Consider the following 22,180-nt stretch of genomic DNA (forward strand, 5'->3'; position numbering starts at 1 on the left):
CTTTCACCACTGCCCGGAATTATCTTCCTGTTGCAACCCAATTAACTGTCGCCGCTTCCAAGCATAATGAAGAATATTAATGCCTAATTCCTGAGCTGTCCGAATGGTCAATCTGGGTAAACTCAAATCTCTATCCAACCCCCAAGCAGTTGCTAAATCTCCAATTGCTAAAATAATTCCTCCACCAATTAACAGTTTTATCTGCTGTTGATTAACCATTGGCAAGGCCGCGAATAAGAAAGGTTTTGTTCTTAAAGGATGACTCCGTTGTAATTCTTCTAAAGGTCTTAAAGGACTCTCTAACTGTTGTGCCAAAGCTTGAGTACTCTCAATCAAAGGATTAGCATTTGTTGGTGCATCAACAAAAAGTACACCACCTAAATTTAAATAATTTCTGAGAGATTCAAATTCCAGACTATTTAAAGATATAGCCTGTCCACCTGTGAGATAAAGGATGTCATAATCTTGGATATTTTCTGCTAAAGAAACCTGACCTGGTTCATCAGCACCTCGCAAACTTGGATATAGGGGTTCTACTGCTTGTAATAAATATGAAAGGCTGAAAAAATTACGCGCACATTCTGGATCGCTATGAGTCGCCTGCGCCATACATACAAGTGCTTGAGGACGCATTTGTGCCTGACGACGATAGCGCAAATCAATATTATTATATCCAGGGAAAAAAGCATCCGCAGGTTGGGTAATGTCAGTATGTCCTGGTTGTAGGAGTATTCGACATATTTCTATTTCTGAACTGGCTGGTGTAGAGTTTATTTGGTCAATTCGATAAGTTTCTTGAACAATATCTCTTTGCTGTCCGCGTCGCAATTCATCGGGGTCTACATAGCTAACTACTAAGTAGATCGTGAGCGGTTCAGAACTTACTACTTCTATATCAATGGGAAAATCATAAGAAGTCGGTACAACAATTAGATTACCTGCTAAATCAATTGCAATCCCAGGTTGAATTTGCACCCAACGTCCATCTCGATATCTAGCTTCTACTTGGCTTGGGGCAGTTACATCTCGCACGCCCAAACCGCAGACAATTCCCGGTTGGTTTAAACTTTGATATTGAGCATTTTGCCGATTACGGTGATATTCATGGGCTGTGCGCCAACGTTCCGCATTGATTAGTAAGCCGTCTGCGGCTTGCAAGCGTTCAAAGGATTTAATTGGTGGTGGAGGGAAAGGATGAGACATAGCAATTTTGGATTTTAGATTTTGGATTTTAGATTAAAAGTCTGTTTAATTTTACTTAACTACGAATTACGAATTACGAACTACGAATTATTTAATTAGAGGGATTTTCGATAGATAATTCATAGGTGCAAAAAGCAGGTTTTTCTTGTTCTATGATTCTTTGAATAAGTTCTTCGTTGATGATGCCACTAGAAATATTTGAACGTAAACGCACTATAAAATGATATGGTTGTCCACCTGCTAAAACTGCATTTCCTAATTGTGCATCTCCGATAATGAAACTTGGGCCAAAAGGTTCGGTAATACTAATATGTTTATCAGCTTCATTTGGTAAATGTTCGTCTAGCGGTAAACCAGTATAAAGATGCAAGTAAAGACGCAATCCTTTACGAGTTCCTCGCCAGCGATAAAGTTCTACGGCTCGGCGAATTAAACGGCGTTGTTGCTGGAGATCCCAAACAGAATCTACTTGCCAAGCAACCCAATGAGCCATAAATGGTAGTAGTGCCTGCGGTGCTGTCAAGGGATCGAGGTTTGCCCACATGACATTGTAACTATTAACTATTGGTTGAAAAGCTTGCTCAAATATTTTCATGAAGCGACCAATAAAGTCCACTTCTCGATACAAAATTGGCAAGAATTCCATGTAGGCAGTGTAGGGACGGATATATAAATCGAAATACTCGCTTCTCTCGATTTGTTCGTTGTCCGTGCCTGGATCTATATGTAGGGTAATTAGGCTGCGAAAATTGAGTGTTAGTTTGTCTTGTTTTCCAGGGAAAATTGCCTCCTGATCTTCAAAAAATGTGTCGGGAATTGAGAAGTAGAGAACAGCATCCATTTGTCCACGAGGCGGTATTTCACTTCCTTCTGTGCCAATCTGACACCATTCAGTTGGGAAGTTTCCTTCAACGCTTAAGTTTACCCGCAAAGGACGTTGTTCTAAGTTTTGCACTTGCACAATCATCTCGCTGGGATGTCCAGGATGCAAGAGTAAACTACGTCCAGCCACATCGATGTTTTCTGCATTTGCAAATGCTAAACCTGCCACAGGTAAAGCTTCGGGAATTTGCATTGGCGTTAATTGAATGCTTACAGCTGGACTAGAGCGACTTTGAACCATAGGATTGGGGATTGGGGGTAAGAAGAGGCAGGGGGAAGAATAACTACTGACAAATGAAATCAGCGATTAATGATTTGAATGTCATGATTTGAACGCAGATTTGTATCAGCCCAAGAACATATCAAACCTTCTGATCCTGGGTCAATCAATTGTTCTGGGGATGGTTGTCGTCTCCAAACTTCCCCTTGCTTGCGGATGGGAAACAGTAGAACGGGGCCTAAATGACGCACGCCTGGGGTTTGTTGCAGTAATACCACAATATCTGATGTATAAACTGGTCGTCCAAAAGGCCAACCTTTGCCGTCAATTCCTCCAGTTAAGGGATTTAGATATTTATATAGCGATCGCCTTAAATTCCGGCGAACTTCCTCGCTGGCAAAAGGGTTGTTGTATGCTGGCTCTAAAGCAACTTCTGTTTGTACAGAAACACCTACATAATTCGGCTCTTGTAATTCTATTTGTACCCCTAATAAGCGTCTTTCATCTAAATAACTCAAAATTTGCTCTTGCAGGGCATTACTGAGGGCAAATTCTTCTGGTGTCATGCCATCACCTTGAGCGATCGCATCTGTGTTTGCATAAGGAACTACCAGTAAACTAACTATACCAGCTTGTCTACGAGAATTCGCTGACAAACACCGGACGCGTGCGATCGCACCAGCACCCGCCTGTTGAGTTAAAACTTCAAAATCTTCGGCAGTGACGGCGCGATCGCGTGTGCGGAGGATGCGGGGAGCCTTGATCACAGCTTGTTCCAGCGATTCGGCATCTGCCCCATTGATTGCTGGTACACGGTTGACCACACTAGCAATATAAGGATACGCAGACTTCAAAAACTGGATTGCCCCAGTTTGCACATTGCCTTCTCTACCGCCGCCTGTACGATAAGTAACCATTCTAATTTCTGAGCCACGGGGAGGAATCGCCCCATATTGGTGTTCAGATTGGTTATTATCCAGAACTTGTACAGATGTGTCATCTAGTGATGGTTGCTGAATTCGCGTCCTTACCTGTGTTTGTTGTTTAAGTTGGCTAGGTTCCCGAATCAGCGGCCCAAATTGGATTGTACCAGTGATGGAATCGATGGTGTAATGGAAGTTATGCGGGCCAGAATCAGCAAAATCTCTCACCTCAGTCCACTTTTGCGGCAAACCACCAGCGGGAGTAACTAAAATATACTCATTTTCTCGGCGTTCTAAAATTGGTGCTGTTTGTAACTGGAAACTCTGACCGGGTGTACCATCACTAATTCCCAATCGCTCATCTTGAATCAGCGTACTGTGACTAGCCCTAACAGTACCGCCAATTGACTGCACTGCTAAACCAATAATCCTTGGTGGACGATTGTAACCAGTTTCATTTGCTTCTGTCGAAACAAAGCTACAGCGCAACCAGCGACCTCGGTAAGAGGTAAAATTAGCCACAGGCCAAATCTGCGGTAGATGCAAACGTACCTCTGCACCTTGAGACGGGTTTCCACCCTGTTGAGCAATTTCATAAAAACTGAAACCGCGAGTTTTATCATCTGACTCTTGTAATAAAACCGGCTGCCAATTTTCCCCATCCCAGGCTGACCACTTGCGGGGTGGTTGATTGGGGTTAATCCCAGCAGGAGTAGCCGCAGCCCCTTGGAAAATAATTTCTAAAACATTAGCATCTAGTGGATCGTCAGAATTAATCGCTAAATAAAAGCAGTTACCAGGCTGAGGTTCTTCTTCAAAAATCGGTTGTTCATTACCTGTCCAGTAACCGTTAGATTGACGAGTCCAGGAAGTTGTGACTCTTTCGCGCAGAGATTGGGGAATATCTTCGGTAGTTTGGGCAGTTAAGAAATGTTGGATGCGGGGTTTGCCGATAATTAGAGGAGAATCTGTGCTGAAGGTAATCGCTTCTGTAGTTTCAGTGCGGATAGTTGAAGCTTCTAATCCTGCGGGAATCGTGTAGGCTTCAGGTAGTGCAGCGCTTAAATAAAAAGTTAATTCCGTGCGGGCTGGTGCGGGAGGCTGGAGACGAATACCCAGTAATTCTAAGAAAGCGACATAATTTTTTCGGGGTACTTGGTTAAATCTGAGCAACATCTGGTCAGTTAACCAAGCAAATAACTCAATTAGCGTAATTCCTGGGTCGCTGAGGTTGTGGTCAGTCCATTCTGGACAGTAGCGAGGAATACGCATAATACATTCTTCCACCAAATCATCGAAGGCGCGATCGTCTAAATTGGAAGAAGGTAATTTCGGTAAAAAGTCAAAGTTCATACCAATTTTAAAAAAGAATGTGACAGATACAAGCCTAGAAACCCAGATAAAATTTAGATTCTCAATTTTTAATTTTTAATTCTTAATTTTTAATTGGTATCACGATTCCTCCCCAGCTGAAACCAAATAATAAGGATAAACAAAACTATAAATATCGGGACTGTCTTTGAGTCGATAATTGATGATGATGTCTACTCTGCCACGCACAGGGTCAGGATCGGTGACAACTTCATCAATGGTAATGCGTGGTTCCCAAACTTCTAAAGCTTCCAAAACATAAAGACGGATTCGCAGTAGGGTATCGCTATTCAAAGGTGCAAACGCCAGTTCCGACAAGCGCGAACCAAAGGTAGGTCGATAAACCCGCTCACCTACTCCCGTGCGGAGGATAATCCAAATAGATTCTTTAACTTTTTGATCTTCACGGCTAAGTTGTATCCCACCTTGCACACTTAAATGCAGTGGATAAGCCCAACCTGTTCCCAAATAGGCTCGTTGACGACCGTAAACCATATCTGGCACTTAGACAGCTGTTACATGGATATCTTCAAAGATATCGGCACAAAGTGTTTAAGCCTATTCGCCAAAGGTCGAGGTTGAGGAGGCAGGAGGCAGGGGGCAGGGGGCAAGGGGCAAGGGGCAAGGGGCAAGGGGCAAGGGGCAGGGAGATGATGGATAATTAGCGTTTTATGAGCCAGGGGGATAGATTGTTAATTATGATTACTAGAATGCCTAAAACTCGGTTGTAATTTCCATAAAGTTCTCTACCTGTATCAACATCTAAATAACTACACTTGACAGCAAATTTTAACCAAGTCTGAGTCTCTGCTGCCTCTGCTTCCGAATCATTTAACTTAGCTACAAAAGCAGCTTCATATCGACGTTTTCTCCATGCTTCCGCTAGATTTGCACATACAGAACGTGACGATCTACGAATTTGGTCGGTCAACGAATATCTCTCTTCTACAGGAAACTTCTTGGATAGTTCAAATATTTTCATGGCTGTATCAAATGCCATTTTGTATACTTCCAAGTCTTCATGACTTTTAATTGGTTCTTTTTCCATTCCCCCTGCTCCCTGCCCCCTGCTCCCTGCCTCTCCAATCAGCCGCCAATCAAAACAGTGGGATTACCTTTGATAATTTTATTCGGCGGGCCTAATGCTTCTAAAACAGTATCGCCCATGCGAGAGGCAGGCAGATTGTTAATCAGCACTGTCTGACTACCGTCAATCACAACCCCAGGGCCGTGAGGAGGGACGGGTAAAGGTGTGGCGCAATTATGAATATCAGCACCAGCAGCAGCGGCGGTAATTGCACTACCCATAGTAGCAGCTGATGTTGCCTTTGTAGTTTGTTCGGCAGCTAAGGCAGCAGGTGCCCCTGGCGTACCAGCCGCCGCTAAAGTAGCAGCCTCAGCCGCTTTGATAGCTGCATCAGAAGATGTTTTGGCGGACTGCAAACCTGGTACTGCGGCAGCAAGCACACCCCGCCACGCAGGTAAAGACCCAATCAAGACATTGGGACTACCCGGCCCTCCTGTCAAAACTGGGGGCAAGGGATGCGCCACATTGTCAGTAATTCTTGCTGCTGGTCTACCCATCACAACCTCCTATAGTGTCTTTAATCTCTTGCCTCTGTGTTCTCTGCGTCTCTGTGGTTAGATAAATTACTTTTAAACCACAGAGGCACAGAGAGCGCTGAGAAAAAACATAGAAAATTAATTAAGGCGAATCATCGCACCTTTAACTGTAATCACGCCGTTGGCTGAAATATCGATATTGCCGGCAGCATCTAATGACATATTACCTGTTGATTTCACTGAAACAGATTTCCCCATATCGTCCATTTTGATTCTATGACCGCCTTTGGTTTCAATCTCTATACACCTTTGACTGTCATTAAGATATATTTTGTGACCGTATTCAGTTTCTACACGAATACCTTTTTTGCTAGTTCCTTTATCTTCTTCAACAAACTGTAGAGTATGACCTACACGAGTTTTAATGGTGCGTAATCTTACACCACTTGTAACCGAGTCAGTCACCTTTTCCGGTGGTGCGTCCTTACCATTCCATACCCCACCAATTACATAAGGACGGTGGATATCGCCATGTTCAAAACCTACTAAAACTTCATCGTTTACCTCTGGTAAACAGTCGAAACCTCTATTTTGACCTGCTCCCACAGCTACAACTCTCGCCCAGTCACTTGTATGTTCTTCTGTGAGAGTGGGAAACTTAACCTTCACCCTACCCCATGCCTGTGGGTCTTTATTATCAGTCACAATTCCGACTAATAAAGTCTCAGATGGCTGGAGACGTTTTTCTGGAGATAGAGTTGTGAATAAGCTACCAGAACGTAGTCCCCGCACACTGAAATAAGTTTCATAAACGCGCTGACTGAAGAAATGGCGGGTTTCTGTAACATAATACTTACCACTATAGCGATCGCCCATACCCTGAAGATTAATAACCCGTCCCGGACGAATCTCAGGATTCCCTTCTGCTTTGGCATCTGCATAAACAAATTCTCCCCCTAGTTCATCACACAAAGCCTGAGCCATCGTCTCTGCTTGTTTTTTGCTGGCAACAGGTTTATCTACAACAATCATTTTGGGAGATTTAAGATTAGAAAATGCATTACTAGTACTACTTCCTAGCTGATTACCTGTCTCGGTGATTGACTTCTCTTTCTTGGCTGTTCCACTAATCAATTGTTTCTGGGTATAATCCCAGGCGCGTACTTCTACAGAACTTATCTGTTCAGCACTGGTAACACGAGTACTAAATTTATTAATATCAACTAGCCATTTTAGTGATAAAGCTCCCTGAGTTTTTGGTTTGCAAAAATTGAGCTTTTCCTCTGTAATAAATAATTCAAAACCAATGCGAGCAGCCCTTTCTCGCAAAAACTCCATATTAGTTTGATTTTCTTGAAAGACATACTTATGAACTTCACCAGTTGCCTCTATATTGCCAGGGTTGATGCCTACTTCTTTAACTATTTGCTTGACTATATCGCTATCAGTTTTATTTAAAAAAGAGCGATTATAACGACCTCTGTGCAGACGATGAGAAATGTCATAACCGCGAACAATAATATCAGCTTCAGATTTTTCATTGAAGTGAACTTCCATCGCTGTAATTTCGCCTTCAATAAGGAATTCTCCTACCTCCTCTTGAAAGTTATTATCTAGAGTAGTACTCGAAGTAAAACCCAATTTCACTTTTTTCCCAATCTTAAATAAAGGCTCATGTCGCCAAGCCTTGTTTTCTGGTCGGTCAGATGCGGGAATATAGCTGTTATGGATTACTAGCGTAAACATTGCTGGTAAATGAAGGCTTTCTTCGATTGTGATTTGCAACAAATCCTTCATTAATTCAGGAGAAGCCTGTTTTCCATCTATCTGTATTTTAGGTTCGCTTAAATAAAGGCTTTTTTTAGGAGGCATAATTATGACTTTATAACTTATGAAATGTTCAGAGCAGCTTTTAATGAGAAAGTAAATACTAATTTGTCACTTTATACCTATTCAATTAATAATTGCAACACATCCTTGGCTAAAGACGCGATGAATCGCATCTCTACAAATGGTCTATTTGTCGTATTCTTTTTTCCAATTGGTATTACTTATTTTGTCTTACTCAGTGTTTGTCCCTTTTGATCTCCCGCACGAGCATTACCTGTAGAAGCAGATTCACGTCCTCCAGGAAGGTTATTCTTATCTACTTCTTGCAAGGCTATATCTACCAGTGCCCTTACTGGTGTACCATCACTCAAAAACATATTTAAAGTGTAGGTCAAACTCGTAATTACACAATAAAAATACTCATTTCCCCATGTAAATATGTAAACAGGTGGTCGCTTATCAGTTGCTTTACTGATAGTTTCTACACCTTTTTTAATATTATCTATATATTTTTTCATCACCGACTCTTTGGTTTCATAAGTATCATAAAGTAACTGTTTAAGTGTAAATTTGTAAGGTTCAACGCCAGAAAAGTTTACTTTCGGAAGTAGAGTAGTTCCTCTATTACCATCCTTACTTTCCCACTTAACAGTCCGAGCGAAAGTAATATCTGTAGGATTAAACATTAATTCAATATCTGGCGCTTCACCGTTATAAGCTACAAGTTTGGCTTTCTCAAGTTGCGGTTGACGTTTTTGAATAACAATAATTGCTGGACTTGCCATTTGAATATTCTCCTAAAATTAATTATTGAATACAAATTTACCAAGGTAATCTACCAGAGGAACCACCATGTCGTTCTCGCTCAATTTCTATCCGTTGTCGTAATCTGCTATAAACTTCACGAGCTAGAGCTTCAAGATCGGCTGTATCATCTTTATTATCTTCTTGAGAAAATGAGGATGCGCTCTCTATCGTTTCAGTTACTGGTGCTATTTCTCTAGATATGTCGGGTGGAGTGACTTCTCCACCATTAGCAAAGCCTCTCGGTGAAGGAAGGTGTTTAGCAAAAACTTGTGGTGATTCTGAAACGTGAGAAAATTCATAACTTTGGCTATTAGATTCTCCATCATTAAAATTAAAGCTAGTAAATTCATCATCATTTCCATTTAGTAAATCTTCCACACTTGACCATTGAGAAGGTGTATTTGACCATTGGGAAGATGTATTCGTGGTAGAATTTGCTTTTCGGAAAATTAGGGGAGGCGATGAGTATTGGGGTGAAGATTCACCTACATCAATTGTTTCATTATGAAGGGTATGAATCTCTGGAGAATTGAGAATAGAAAGTTTCTGTTTACTAATATTCAATCCCAAGGAAGAAGGAATTAAAGAATTGGATATCTCAGGTGAATCAGTCTCAGCGCTTTTTAGTTGTAATGAAGTGTCTGAAAAAGAATCGACTTTAGTCGGAGTCTCTGGAGAAGTTTCTTCTTCTGGTTCTGTGGGATTGGGTGTCTGTAAACTTGGAAGGATAATATCGTGCGGTGTTCCACCAGTGTTGATGTGATGCAGTAGAGGTAAATTCTTCTGTGCATCTCTAGTATTAATCACAAACTCCCCAGGTGTAAGCATTGCGGGTACTGTATCTGAGGGTGCTATCTGCTGACGATTTTCAACGCGGGAATCTGTTACGTGACCACCAGTAGCATAACCTTTAGGTGCTGGCAAATTTTCTGCGATCGCATTTTGCTCAACTTGAGGTAATGTATTTACCTCATTTTGTGCGGAGGTGGGATTATCTGAGGTATCAACAAAGGTTGATATTTCAGGATTTTCTTCTTTTGTTACCCCAGAGGTAAATTCTGATTCTACTATTTGTTCATTGTCAATAATTTTCCTGAAAATACTCGCAGTTTCACCTATCTCTGATGATGTAGGAGTAATTATTGGTGTTTCAGAAATCTCAGATGATGTGGCGCTAATTGGTGCGATCGCAGTTTCGCCAATCTCAGGTGGTGTTGCGCTAACTACTGGTGCTTCACCAATCTCAGGTGATGTAGCCGTAAATGGTGCGATCGCAGTTTCATTAATCTCTGATGATGTGGTGGTAATGATTGGTGTTTCAACAATCTCAGATGATGTAGCGGTAAGTGGTGCGATCGCAGTTTCAAAATTCTCAGGTAATGTAGGAGTAATTGTTGGTATTTCAACAATCTCAGATGATGTGGCGCTAATTGGTGCGATCGCAGTTTCACCAATCTCAGGCGATATGGCGCTAACTACTGGTGTTTCAGCAATTTCAGGTGATGTGGCGGAAAGTGGGGCGATCGCAGTTTCACCTATCTCAGGTGATATAGCGGTAATTGTTGGTATTTCAACAATCTCAGATGATGTGGCGCTAATTGGTGCGATCGCAGTTTCACCAATTTCAGGCGATATGGCGCTAACTACTGGTGTTTCAGCAATTTCAGGTGATGTAGCCGTAAATGGTGCGATCGCAGTTTCACCAATTTCAGGTGATGTGGCGCTAATTGCTGGTATTTCAACAATCTCAGGTGATGTGGCGCTAATTGCTGGTATTTCAACAATCTCAGGTGGTGTGGCGCTAATTATTGGTGTTTCAAAAATCTCAGATGATGTGACGGAAAGTGGTGCGATCGCAGTTTCAGCAATCTCAGGCGATATGGCGGTAATTATTGGTGTTTCAGGAATCTCAGATGATGTGACGGAAAATGGTGCGATCGCAGTTTCAAAAATCTCAGGTGGTGTGGCGCTAATTATTGGTGTTTCAGAAATCTCAGGTGATGTGACGGAAAGTGGTGCGATCGCGGTTTCACCTATCTCTGATGATGTAGCGGTAATTATTGGTATTTCAACAATTTCAGGTGGTACTAAAATGGGCTGACTTTCTGTAAACTCGCTATTAGTACTCTCAAGATAGCTGTCACGTTGTAGTGAAGTCAGATTTGCTGAGACATCTGAGACATTAACCACCATAGCAGACTGTGACTCTGAAATTACTAACGCTTCATTATTATCAGAGTTTCTGAATAAATTAGGTGTGTCATCAATATCGGCTGAGGTAGGTGTTAACTGAATAGGTATATTAGCTAGAGTCTCACTTGAAACATTGGAATCAATTTCTTGTTGTATTGCAATAGGATTTTTTGCAATGTAAGACTCAGAATTAGGTACAGCAATATACTCTCCTACAGTATTTTCATCATTCGCAAAAGGATGGAGTAAAGTAGGTGTATCATCAAGATCGGGTGAGGTAAGCGCTGACGGCAAAGCTAGAGAATTATCAACAACAGCATTATCCAGTTGCAATGTTGGTATTTCCAAATTAGCCTCAACAGACAGAGCTTCATTTGAGGCTAATAAGCTATCTTCTTGACCATTAATAGTAACATTGCTTTGAATAATATTCTTAGCCACAGATGATTTCACTGCTTTTTTAGATTTGGATTTAGATTTTTTCTCAAGTGGCTTTTGAGATTTATTTATTTTTTTTGATTTAGATTTACTTTTAATATTTAGTTGTTGCGAGGTATCATCACTCGTTTTTTTATCAATCCGATTTGGCAGTATCTCTGGAATACTATCTTTTACTAGCTCACTATTATTAACATGACTAGTTTCGGATAGAGCTATTGAATCAAAAAAATCAGATTCAAGTAATGGCAAATCACTATTTATATCTTGATTATCCCAACCTATTAATGGTTGTATCGATGGTTCATGTTCACGAGATAAGAAAAATTTAGACGATGTAACTAATGGTAGTTTCGTTTGTATAGGACTAAGAAAATTACTTCGTGAATGCAGAGAAGGAGACTGTTTTCTCAATACCATTCTCTCAGGATTTGATAAAGATGATATTACCCCAAGGGGATGAATATTGTTTCCTAGTGGAGATTGAATAATTTGCATAGTTATCGTTGAAAAATAGCCAATTAGCTAGAAACGAAATATCCACTTTTTTGATTCCGTTGTACAGAAGTGCCTCCTCCTGTAGACCTTGCAACTTGTAAGCCTTCATAAGCTAAAGTTAATTCTTCAATGGCAACAGCCTTACCATCGGCTTGGAGTGCAGGTGTTTTCCAGGTTATAGGAATAGCACCAATTAAAGTCCAACTCATCATCGTTTCACCGGCTTGATTGAAAATCAAAATATTGACATTGCGTCGAGATGTTTTCTTTTGTTCATCAAAAACTGCATTCATCCAGTTCCAAAAACCTGGATGGTCGGTAACTCCACGTTTAAGAGTTATGTCTGCAAATTCTGTATGACCTAAATAAATTCTTTGTTGGTCGTTGACACCACCTTCCTGAAAAACATTTTTCTTAATTTGAATACTTAATCCTGTACATTCCGCAAAAGATGCAGCAATAGAACTGTCTATTTCTACATAGAAACGATTAGTAGTGACATAATTTAATTCGTGAGTAATGTTGCCGTTATTAGCGCCTGTAGCCATCACAACCACCTTTGAGAATTATAATTACCTAGCCTTTCACGCTGCGATCGCAAATCTTCTAGTAAAAGTTTATATACGCGCTCTGTGAGTTCGTTCAGCAGCCGCGAGTCGTTGAGGTATTTACCCGCAGCATTCGCCGCCTTGCTAGCATCAGAAGTCACAGAAACCCCGGCGTATCCAGCAGCACCGCCAACATCTCCATCGAACGTGAAAAAATTTTGTTGCTGATTTGAGTCCATAAATTCAAAAACTCTCCCTAAATCCAGGCTAAAGGTACTGCATCAGAATCAAAAGTAGCCAAAAGTCGAACTTAAGTTTTTACCTAAATTTAGACTTTCGACAAATTGTGTTGTGAGTGCGATCGCAGTACTCTAAATTGTGAGTAACAGCAAAATATTCATCTAGCTACTGCTTGGGCAACCAGGAAAAGAAAATGAGAGAACACATCAGCCGAGAGAAAAAAACTACTACAGGCTTCTCAATTCCATCCCTGAAACACCCGACACACGGTTTTGGTTTGGAGTCGTCGGCAATTTCACGCCAAGCGGTTCCAAAAATACAACCACTCCATAAACCACTGACTCACGATATCAGTCGCATACCACTTCATACCCAAGCAAAACTCTCAATTAGCCAGCCTGGAGACATTTACGAACAGGAAGCCGATAGCGTCGCACAGCAGATGAAATCTCTGGACATACAACGACAACAAGCGCCAGAGAATGAAGAAGAGTTACAGATGAAGCCGATGGTGCAGCGATCGCCGATGTTAATGATAGGTAGCGAAAAAAGAGAACCTATAATCCAGCGAGATATCGAAAATGCTACCTATGACAAATCCGATCCAACAAGCGCCGAGGCATCTAGGGCTTTCTTCACAGCCTATAATGAAACTGTTCAAAAGGCATATAACTATGCAATCACCGTACCTAGTTTAGGAGCTTATGGGGAATTGAACGGTTATACCAAACTTTGGGTTCAAAAGTGGAATGAACATTTATCGCAAAAGCGCCCAAAGTTGATGGCAGCAGCCTTTGGATATGTAATCGAATCATTGGTAAGTGACTCAAACTCGGAGTTTCACCCCAAAATCTCTGGAGAGTATTCAGTGGATACACAGGTAACGGTGGGTGGAACCCGTCCTGATTTAGTTTTGCGGTTAAAAAAAGGAAGCAACTATATTGCATGGCTAGACCTAACAGCCTCAGATAGTGTTGACCATATTTACACGAAGGATAATTGGTCTTTAAAAGTTAGCAATTTTGCAGAAGTTACTTATCCTTCTCTCGATCTTGGCACTTTAGCCTTCATGCAACAAAATAAAGACAATAAGGGCGGAATAAGCGAAGCGGATCTCAAAACAAGATTGGCTGCTGCTCAGGCAGAGTATGGAAAACGTAAAGAGCAATGGAAGGAGCTTGGTCAAAAGTTTGCTTTCAATCAGATTTGGAAAGAAATGAAGAAGAGTCGGGAGACCTTAAGTATGATGCCAGAATATCCACGACAATTTATCTTGGAGAAACTAAAGAACGAATTCCAGGTTGCTGAATTAGATGAAAAGCTAGTGCCAAGTATCTTAATTGCTATGGGCGTATCGGCAGTACCTTGGGGCTATACAACGGGATATAGCAGCAGTGAAAAAGCAGGTGAGGCATGGCTGATAGATAATGCGCCTGCTGAAGCTTCAACTTGAATACGTGCGATCGCCCGATACTATAAAAATTGGGTTGGCGAAAATTTAGACTTCAGGTGAATTGTATTAAAAGTGCGATCGCTGTACTCTAATTAAAGATATCAACTAGCATAGATATTTATCCACCGACTGATCGGGCATCAGGAGAAGTACATGAGAGAACGCGTAAGTCAGCCCAAAAAAGCAACCACTGCTTCCTTCTCAATACCTGCACTCAAACAACCGACACGTGGTTTTGGTTTAGACTCCCCTGGTGCTTTATCGCAAGCAGCTCCATTAGTGCAACCTCTCAACAAACCGCTAATGCACGACATTAGTCGCATATCATTACGTCCCCAAACAAAACTCACTGTTAACCAGCCAGGAGATGTTTACGAGCAGGAAGCTGATAAAGTAGCACAGCAGGTGATGCAGACGATGAGTGAGCCTGTTAGTAAACAGTCTGTGCAACGGGAAGCATTACCAGAGGAAGAAGAAGAATTACAAATGAAATCTCTGGCGGATGCCAATATTTCGCTGCAACGGGAAGCATTGCCAGAGGAAGAAGAAGAATTACAAATGAAATCTCTGGCGGATACCAATATTTCGCTGCAACGGGAAGCATTACCAGAGGAAGAAGAAGAATTACAAATGAAATCTCTGGCAGATACCAATATTTCGCTGCAACGTCAGGGTGGTGGAGTTGCAGCCACATCTAACCTGGAAACTTCAATCCAACAGGAACGGGGAAGCGGACAGCCACTCTCAGACGATATCCGGCAACCAATGGAGCAAGCTTTTGGAACTGACTTCAGCGCTGTCAAAATCCACACAGATAACCGCTCTGACCAACTCAATCAATCCATCCAAGCTCGCGCCTTCACTACAGGACAGGATATCTTTTTCCGTCAAGGAGAATATGCTCCAGAGAGTCATGGAGGAAAGGAATTACTGGCTCATGAGTTAACTCACGTTGTTCAACAAAATGGCAGATGACGAAGGCGATCGCTGCTGGTCAATTTGCAGTGGAATATTTTCCCGCACGAGTTGCCAAAAGTGCTTAATTGGGGGAATTTGCAGACGGTCTTGAGTTGTCACCATAACTACCCGACGAGTCAAACTGGAACCATCTGCTAAACCACTAGTGTTATTGCTAGCTAAAGAACGAATCGCCAGGGTGGGGTCAAGACGAGCTTCCAGTAATGCTGATTGAGGTAGCAAAGCTATCAATTTCCCTTGGCGCACGACTCCCCGGAAGGCATCTAGGGTATTTACCTCTAAAGCCGACTGGAGTGTAGCTTCCATTCGCTCAAATCTATCTTGGATTAAGCGTTGCATCCCATAACCATCTTTAAAAACCACTTGGGGATAACGAATTAGCTCCGACCAAGGGATGAATTCATATTGTGCGAGGGGATGATCAACTGCGGTTAAAACTTCTATAGGTTCATCATAGAGTACTTCTACCACCATTTCTCTACTAGTGGTTAAAAAGCGATTATTCATCACAATTGCTAAATCTACCAACCCATCTTTGAGGACTTTGAGGGCGCGATCGCTCCCCAATGAAGTCACTCGCAATTGCACATCTGGATAATCATGACAAAATTTTTGCAACACTGGTGGTAAGTAAGATCCACATAAGGAGTGAATCACGGCAATGCAAAGTTCTGGTTGCTTTCCGGCAATTAAATCGGCTAATTCTTCTGTAGCAGTTTGCCACTCTTGGCAAATTTTGCGGACGCGGGGTAACAAACGTTCACCTCCTAGCGTTAGCTTGGCATGAGTGCTTCTGTGAAACAGTTCTATCCCCAAATCTGCTTCTAATGCTTGGATTTGGCGACTAATCGTCGATTGGGTAACACCAGATGTTCGCGCTGCTTGTTGAAAGCTGCCAGTTTGGGCGATCGCTAGAAAGGCTTGCAACTGCTCTAGGCGCATTTTTATGTAGCCTGAATTACATTTATCAGTTTTATTAAGTTAACGGATTTTTATCCACAATTTAGTATAGTTTGTTACAGCTTTTTTTATCGGATTGACATTTAAGTAAATCAGATTTGACTGCCTTTGTCCTGAATGATGCGCTTTGCACCGATTTTTTCGGTAAATTTCGCCAAAAAAAATAATAGAGGGCACAAACGAAATTTGTACCCTCCTAGAGTGTGGTGAATACTATTTTCTGGAGCGAGAACCTGCTACTTCATCAGGATCGCTATAAGCCCGGACTTTTTCGCGATTACGAGCTAGTCCAGCTAAACCAGCTAAACCAAGCAAACCTAGCCAACCCAAATTGAAACCGCGATCGCTAGGTCTTTCGGAAGTTACGACGCCTGTATTCCTGTTAGTACCTGTGGCATCAGTGCCCGTGCCTGTGGTATCAGTGCCCGTTGTACCAGTACCTGTGGAATCAGTGCCTGTTCCAGTACCTGTTGTGCCAGTGCCTGTAGAATCAGTGCCTGTTCCAGTGCCTGTAGAATCAGTGCCTGTTCCAGTTCCTGTGGTTCCAGTACCTGTGGTTCCAGTACCTGTAGTTCCAGTGCCAGTACCTGTAGTTCCAGTGCCAGTACCTGTGGAATCAGTGCCTGTAGTTCCAGTGCCCGTTGTTCCAGTTCCAGTGCCCGTTGTTCCAGTACCTGTTGTTCCAGTTCCAGTTCCAGTTCCAGTGCCCGTTGTTCCAGTACCTGTTGTTCCAGTTCCAGTTCCAGTTCCAGTGCCCGTTGTTCCAGTACCTGTTGTTCCAGTTCCAGTGCCAGTGCCCGTTGTTCCAGTACCTGTAGTTCCAGTTCCAGTACCTGTAGTTCCAGTTCCAGTTCCAGTGCCCGTTGTTCCAGTTCCAGTTCCAGTGCCTGTACCAGTACCTGAGCTACTGCCACCACTAGAGCCTCCAGTGCCAGAGCCTCCACTTTGGGCAGAAACTGAAGGAGGTAAGGATACAGAAGCGAAACTGATGGCAAAGACAGTAGCTAAAACAGCTTTAGATAAATCGAAAGGCTTCATGCTTATGGTTCCTTTTATGTTCTAGATTTGTGTGGTTAATTGATTTACAAAAGCAATATTGTCTTTTCAATCCACTGCTAAAGTCGGTAAATTCTGACAAGATAGATTGAAGAGTGTTTTACTTAGCTTCTTCTGGAAAAGTCGAAAGAATTTGAAAATATCACAACAACTTACTATTCCTCACATTAAGCAAAATAACTCATAATCAGTAATTACTATTTCAGGATTAAGTATCTACGAACAAATTCGTAGGTACATAAAAATAGAAACTAAATATTCTATTTACTTCTATCCATGCCATTTTATTTAATTACTTATTGTGAATTATTTTGCTCCTGTTAGATAGCATGAGTGTTAGTTTTTCGCCGGACTTCTACTTAACTAAAAACTTTACACAGCCAGATGCTGCTAGCAGTTGAGACTCTATTAAGAATACTTCACAATATTATTTCACATGAGAACTTATAACTTCATACTCTAGATGTGTCTTGCTTTAGACTTAAGGAATACTTTTATTGTCAGTTAAGTAGGTCGGCATAAATAGACTTCTTGCAAAAGTCGGGGAAAAGGGGAAGGGGAAAAGGGGAAAAAAACTCAAAATCCTTTCCCTTTAACCTTTTCCCTTTTCCCTAAGAGTGCAAAAATATATTTTTGCAAGAGGTCTAATGATTAAAGGTTTGTAGTAAGGATTTTAGTCCTCTCTTCTCTACGAAAGGCTGCACTTCTCTACGAGACGCTACGCGATTAAAAGTTGACACTGAAATTTACCATTCGGCTAAAGCGATCGCTATTCCTTGTTTTAAATCTGGTGTGATTGCGTCATTATTTGCTAACTGCTGCAATTGTTGATGTGTAGCTTCCCCATCCAGATTTTTCAGGGCTGCGATCGCATGTAGTCTCACCGATGCATTAGAATCGCCTAACAGCGAAATCAATGATTCAATTGCCTGCATTTCGCCTAACTGTCCTAAAGACAAAGCGATCGCACTTTTGATGCTAGCAATCTCTATGGCGGGATGCTGCGTTAGCGTTCGCGGAGCGTCTCGAAGAGAAGCTTGCCGTTCGCGTAGCGTTCCGCAGGAAAGGCATCGCAGTATTTGCAATAAGATTTCTGCGGCTGGTTTAGTTAACTGCGATTTTTCGACTCGTCCCAAAACTGTGACAATTTCTTGCCATACTGTCTCGGAAGTACTTTGATTCAGTGCTGTTTGCAAATATTCCAAACTCGATAACGTCCCCACCCAATTTAAAGCGCGGATGGTTTCTAATTGCAGCGTTATCGGTGTCTGGGGTGAAATCAACAAATCAAATAAGTATTTAGCGGCCTCATCACTACCAATCCGAGAAAGGGTAACTGCGGCTGCACAACGAACATCAAGATTAAAGTCGTAAAGTTTGGGTTGCAGTCTCGTTATTAAATCTAATGCTTGGTGTAAGTCGGGGCGAAAACCTAAACCAAGCACTGCTGCACGCCTGACTGTGGCGGCTGTATCATCCAAAGCTTTTAATAATGCTGGCGGTACGCGTTCGTCATGAAAACTGCTGAGGGCTTCAATTGCGGCGGCGCGGATTGCTGCTTGTGGATCTTGCACTACACTTAACAGCGGAGTGATGGTTTCTGGTTGTCGAATACAACAAAGCGATCGCACTGCTAATAATCGTGTATTTTCATCTAATAGAAGTTCAGTTAGTGAAGCAATGGCAACAGTACCCATTTGTGTCAGTGCTGTAGCTGCGATCGCTTTGAGTTCTTCATCCTCATCATTTTTCAACAATTCAACTATTGACGCGATCGCTTCTGGGTGTTGAAATTCGCCCAAAGTCCTTGCTGCATACCAGCGCAATTCTTCTTCTGCATCTTCATCTTCTAATATCTCAATGAGAGGTGGGATAGCAATATTTCCCAAACGAGTCAACACTTTGGTAATTTCCCACCGCTGCTGAAAATCTCCCATCTCTAACATTGAAAGTGTTAATTTCAGCAGATATTCTCGATTTTTAACTATCTCTGGATCTTCCGAGTCTGCCCCTAAAATTAACTGTTGCAAATATTGAATTAGTGATGACCAATCAGCGGCATTATGTGCTGCCTCGGCTTGTAGCAAAAGCTGTTTGATGTTACTCACAATATCTTGCTTTAATTATCATCTCCTGCCCCCTGCTCCCTGCCCCCTGCTCCCTGCTCCCTGCTCCCTGCTCCCTGCTCCCTGCTCCCTGCTCCCTGCTCCCTGCTTCCTACTCCCTGCTCCCTGCTCCCTGCTCCCTGCTTCCTACCTCCTGCCTCCTGCCCCCTGCCTCCTGCCCCCTGCCTTCTGCCTCCACTAAGTTGGTTTGACTACAACCGAATTACCCTCAATTTTGGCGGCATAAGTTTTGAGCGCTTCTGTTGCTGGGCCTTTTTGCACTTTACCATCGGCTCCATATTCCGAACCATGACAGGGACAAGCGAATTTTTTGGCATCAGCTTTCCATGCTACGGTGCAACCTGCATGAGTACAGGTAGGGTTAACAGCAGTTATTCCGGCTTTAGATGTGCCGACTACCAACACAGGCCCAGCAGGTGAGTCTTTTGCTAGCAATTGACCTGTTTTATCTAATTCTGCCGATGTACCTACTGTTTGCCAATCTTTAGATGCTGGAGTTGTTTGAGAAGAACAAGCTGCGATCGCTACAGGTAGAGAACTCGCAATCAAACCCAAACCTACCCAATTAATAAAGTCACGACGTTTCATAGCTGCTGAAATAATATCTAAGTTTTAGCTAACATCTGCCATTCAATTTTGGATTTGAGATTAATCTATGGCGATCCAAAATTGCTTTAGTCATCTCAAATACCGTTGATTAAGGGTTCTACATCGTTCTTTGGTGACTTTAATGTAAAAAATGCATATTATTCATGCGTTTTTCGCAGATTATACCAAAAAACGTAACAATTTATACGATTTTAACAAAAATATCATCTTAAGTTATGAGTATCGAAATTGTTACATGAACATTATCTAAACCTGCTTGACAAATTCCCAAGATGTAAACGGCCACAAGTTTTCTTTAACTAACCACGGATTTGAAGTTTCGCGTTGGAATGTTCTTAAGTAAAAATAATCAGCCGTAGTTAAATATTAAGTTTTTATTCCCTAACCCTCGTAGATACAGCACCTGATGTAACTACGGATTGATTGGTATTGGGAAATTACGACCACAGTTCCCGATCATATCAGTAATTTGCAACGAGATTCAGCCTCATGACAGACATAGCAACTACCACTAACCTTAATAAGTTCGAGAAATTAAAAGCAGAAAAAGATGGACTCACCATCAAGAGTGAGATAGAGAAATTTGCCGCCCTGGGTTGGGAGGCGATGAACGAAACAGATCGCGATCATCGACTCAAATGGGTAGGCGTGTTTTTTCGGCCAGTTACTCCAGGCAAGTTTATGATGCGGTTGCGGATGCCTAACGGTATTCTTACCAGCAGCCAGATGCGTGTTTTGGCCCAAGTAGTGCAGCGTTACGGTGATGATGGTTGCGCTGATATTACTACCAGACAGAATATTCAATTACGGGGGATTAGGATTGAAGATTTACCAGATATTTTTAATAGATTTCACGCAGTTGGTTTAACCAGCGTTCAGTCAGGGATGGATAACGTTCGCAATATCACAGGCGATCCCGTGGCGGGGTTAGATGCAGATGAGTTGTACGACACGCGAGAGTTGGTACAGCAAATTCAAGATATGCTCACCAATAAAGGCGAAGGGAACCCAGAATTTAGCAACTTACCACGCAAGTTTAATATTGCGATCGCAGGTGGACGAGACAATTCGGTTCACGCTGAAATTAACGATTTAGCTTTTGTGCCAGCATTTAAGGAGGGGACAGGGGACAGGGAACAGGGAACAGGGCAAGAATTTTCCCAATCACTAATATTTGGGTTTAACGTTTTAGTCGGTGGCTTTTTCTCAGCTAAACGTTGTGAGGCGGCGATTCCTCTGAATGCTTGGGTGGCTCCAGAAGATGTGGTAGCTGTATGTAGAGCGGTTTTGGAAGTATTTCGCGATCGTGGGCCGCGTGCTAATCGGCAAAAATCACGCTTGATGTGGCTAATCGATGAATGGGGTTTAGATAAGTTTCGAGCAGAAGTAGAAAGCCGTTTGGGTAAATCATTAATATCCGCAGCACCTAAAGACGAAATCGACTGGGAAAAACGCGACCACATTGGGGTATATAAACAAAAACAAGCAGGATTAAATTACGCAGGTTTGAACATTCCTGTCGGGCGGTTGTATGCCGAAGATATGTTTGAAATTGCTCGTCTAGCTGAAGTTTACGGCACTGGCGAAATCCGTTTCACAGTTGAGCAAAACATTGTTATACCCAACATTGCTGATTCGCGTTTAGCAACATTTTTAACAGAGCCTTTGCTGGAAAGATTTTCTATAGCTCCAGGTTTGCTGGCGCGATCGCTAGTATCTTGCACAGGCGCACAATTTTGCAACTTTGCCCTCATTGAAACCAAAAATCGCGCCCTGGCAATGATTAAAGTCTTAGAAGAAGAGTTAACCTTCACCAAACCAGTGCGAATTCACTGGACAGGTTGCCCCAACTCCTGCGGACAACCCCAAGTTGCAGACATCGGTTTGATGGGAACTAAAACTCGCAAAAATGGCAAAACCTTGGAAGGTGTTGACATATATATGGGCGGCAAAGTTGGCAAAGATGCCCATTTGGGAACTTGCATCATCAAAGGCATACCATGCGAAGACTTGCACCCAATATTGCAAGACTTACTCATCCAAAAGTTTGGGGCAAAACTCAAGCAAGAAGCCTTACTAGTTGGTAACTGCTAGTACTTATCGGAGGTATTCGGCATTGGGCAAAACTCATACTTCAAACTTAAAGCCTTAACGTCCAAACTTTAAGACTTAACCTTCAAACTTTAAGACTTAACCTTCGACCTTAAAGACTTAACCTTCAAACTTTAAGACTTAACCTTCAAACTTTAAGACTTAACCTTCAAACTTTAAGACTTAACCTT

Annotated in this window: 18 protein-coding genes; 3 read left to right on the top strand and 15 right to left on the bottom strand. The window is 42.2% G+C overall.

The window, feature by feature from the left end; genetic code table 11:
- Window positions 1-3 precede the first annotated feature (3 nt).
- The 11 genes from ACM0OX_RS17075 to ACM0OX_RS17125 form a co-directional block, all read right to left on the bottom strand.
- Window positions 4-1,203: a DUF4159 domain-containing protein gene (locus ACM0OX_RS17075; protein WP_414516296.1), complete on the bottom strand. Its 1,200-nt coding sequence runs from the start codon at window positions 1,201-1,203 to the stop codon at window positions 4-6.
- 91 nt (window positions 1,204-1,294) lie between these two features.
- Complete coding sequence (locus ACM0OX_RS17080; protein WP_414516297.1) at window positions 1,295-2,326, bottom strand: phage tail protein; 1,032 nt, start codon at window positions 2,324-2,326, stop codon at window positions 1,295-1,297.
- Window positions 2,327-2,385: 59 nt separating this feature from the next.
- On the bottom strand, window positions 2,386-4,581 hold the full coding sequence (locus tag ACM0OX_RS17085; RefSeq protein WP_414516298.1) for a putative baseplate assembly protein: 2,196 nt from the start codon (window positions 4,579-4,581) through the stop codon (window positions 2,386-2,388).
- Between the two features lie 99 nt (window positions 4,582-4,680).
- Window positions 4,681-5,094, bottom strand: a complete 414-nt coding sequence (locus tag ACM0OX_RS17090) for a GPW/gp25 family protein (RefSeq protein WP_414516299.1) — start codon at window positions 5,092-5,094, stop codon at window positions 4,681-4,683.
- A 166-nt stretch (window positions 5,095-5,260) separates the two neighbouring features.
- Entirely contained in the window at window positions 5,261-5,647 is a 387-nt protein-coding gene (locus ACM0OX_RS17095) for a four helix bundle protein (protein ID WP_414516300.1), read from the bottom strand.
- Window positions 5,648-5,685: 38 nt separating this feature from the next.
- The gene (locus ACM0OX_RS17100; RefSeq protein WP_414516301.1) at window positions 5,686-6,183 is read right to left on the bottom strand and encodes a PAAR domain-containing protein; all 498 of its coding nucleotides are present in this window, start codon (window positions 6,181-6,183) and stop codon (window positions 5,686-5,688) included.
- Window positions 6,184-6,300: 117 nt separating this feature from the next.
- Window positions 6,301-8,034, bottom strand: coding sequence for a VgrG-related protein (locus ACM0OX_RS17105; RefSeq protein ID WP_414516302.1), 1,734 nt, complete (start codon window positions 8,032-8,034; stop codon window positions 6,301-6,303).
- 179 nt (window positions 8,035-8,213) lie between these two features.
- The gene (locus ACM0OX_RS17110; RefSeq protein ID WP_414516303.1) at window positions 8,214-8,777 is read right to left on the bottom strand and encodes a hypothetical protein; all 564 of its coding nucleotides are present in this window, start codon (window positions 8,775-8,777) and stop codon (window positions 8,214-8,216) included.
- Between the two features lie 37 nt (window positions 8,778-8,814).
- Window positions 8,815-11,928, bottom strand: coding sequence for a hypothetical protein (locus ACM0OX_RS17115; protein WP_414516304.1), 3,114 nt, complete (start codon window positions 11,926-11,928; stop codon window positions 8,815-8,817).
- Between the two features lie 23 nt (window positions 11,929-11,951).
- Window positions 11,952-12,476, bottom strand: coding sequence for a phage tail protein (locus ACM0OX_RS17120; RefSeq protein ID WP_094350961.1), 525 nt, complete (start codon window positions 12,474-12,476; stop codon window positions 11,952-11,954).
- The gene (locus tag ACM0OX_RS17125) at window positions 12,476-12,715 is read right to left on the bottom strand and encodes a hypothetical protein (protein ID WP_414516305.1); all 240 of its coding nucleotides are present in this window, start codon (window positions 12,713-12,715) and stop codon (window positions 12,476-12,478) included. Before ACM0OX_RS17125 ends, ACM0OX_RS17120 begins: the two co-directional genes overlap by 1 nt.
- A 194-nt stretch (window positions 12,716-12,909) precedes the next feature.
- On the opposite strand from ACM0OX_RS17125, the gene ACM0OX_RS17130 reads away from it, so the two are divergent.
- Window positions 12,910-14,169: a hypothetical protein gene (locus tag ACM0OX_RS17130; protein WP_414516306.1), complete on the top strand. Its 1,260-nt coding sequence runs from the start codon at window positions 12,910-12,912 to the stop codon at window positions 14,167-14,169.
- Window positions 14,170-14,322: 153 nt separating this feature from the next.
- Complete coding sequence (locus ACM0OX_RS17135) at window positions 14,323-15,144, top strand: DUF4157 domain-containing protein (RefSeq protein WP_414516307.1); 822 nt, start codon at window positions 14,323-14,325, stop codon at window positions 15,142-15,144.
- Here the strand turns inward: ACM0OX_RS17135 and ACM0OX_RS17140 are convergent.
- The 4 genes from ACM0OX_RS17140 to ACM0OX_RS17155 form a co-directional block, all read right to left on the bottom strand.
- Entirely contained in the window at window positions 15,112-16,089 is a 978-nt protein-coding gene (locus ACM0OX_RS17140; RefSeq protein ID WP_414516308.1) for a LysR family transcriptional regulator, read from the bottom strand. The two genes, ACM0OX_RS17135 and ACM0OX_RS17140, sit on opposite strands and share 33 nt — an antisense overlap.
- 231 nt (window positions 16,090-16,320) lie before the next feature.
- Entirely contained in the window at window positions 16,321-17,145 is an 825-nt protein-coding gene (locus ACM0OX_RS17145) for a WGxxGxxG-CTERM domain-containing protein (protein WP_414516309.1), read from the bottom strand.
- 764 nt (window positions 17,146-17,909) lie between these two features.
- Window positions 17,910-19,274: a HEAT repeat domain-containing protein gene (locus ACM0OX_RS17150; RefSeq protein ID WP_414516314.1), complete on the bottom strand. Its 1,365-nt coding sequence runs from the start codon at window positions 19,272-19,274 to the stop codon at window positions 17,910-17,912.
- A gap of 192 nt (window positions 19,275-19,466) precedes the next feature.
- Window positions 19,467-19,877 carry a ubiquinol-cytochrome c reductase iron-sulfur subunit gene (locus tag ACM0OX_RS17155; RefSeq protein WP_414516310.1) on the bottom strand — a complete coding sequence of 137 codons (411 nt, stop codon included), beginning with the start codon at window positions 19,875-19,877 and terminating at the stop codon, window positions 19,467-19,469.
- A 510-nt stretch (window positions 19,878-20,387) separates the two neighbouring features.
- Between ACM0OX_RS17155 and ACM0OX_RS17160 the strand changes: the two genes are divergently transcribed.
- Window positions 20,388-21,992 (top strand): ferredoxin--nitrite reductase, encoded by a 1,605-nt coding sequence (locus tag ACM0OX_RS17160; protein ID WP_414516311.1) that lies wholly within the window; start codon window positions 20,388-20,390, stop codon window positions 21,990-21,992.
- Window positions 21,993-22,180: the final 188 nt, after the last annotated feature.

Source organism: Nostoc sp. PCC 9305, assembly GCF_963920915.1.
In the GTDB taxonomy this organism is placed as follows: domain Bacteria; phylum Cyanobacteriota; class Cyanobacteriia; order Cyanobacteriales; family Nostocaceae; genus Nostoc.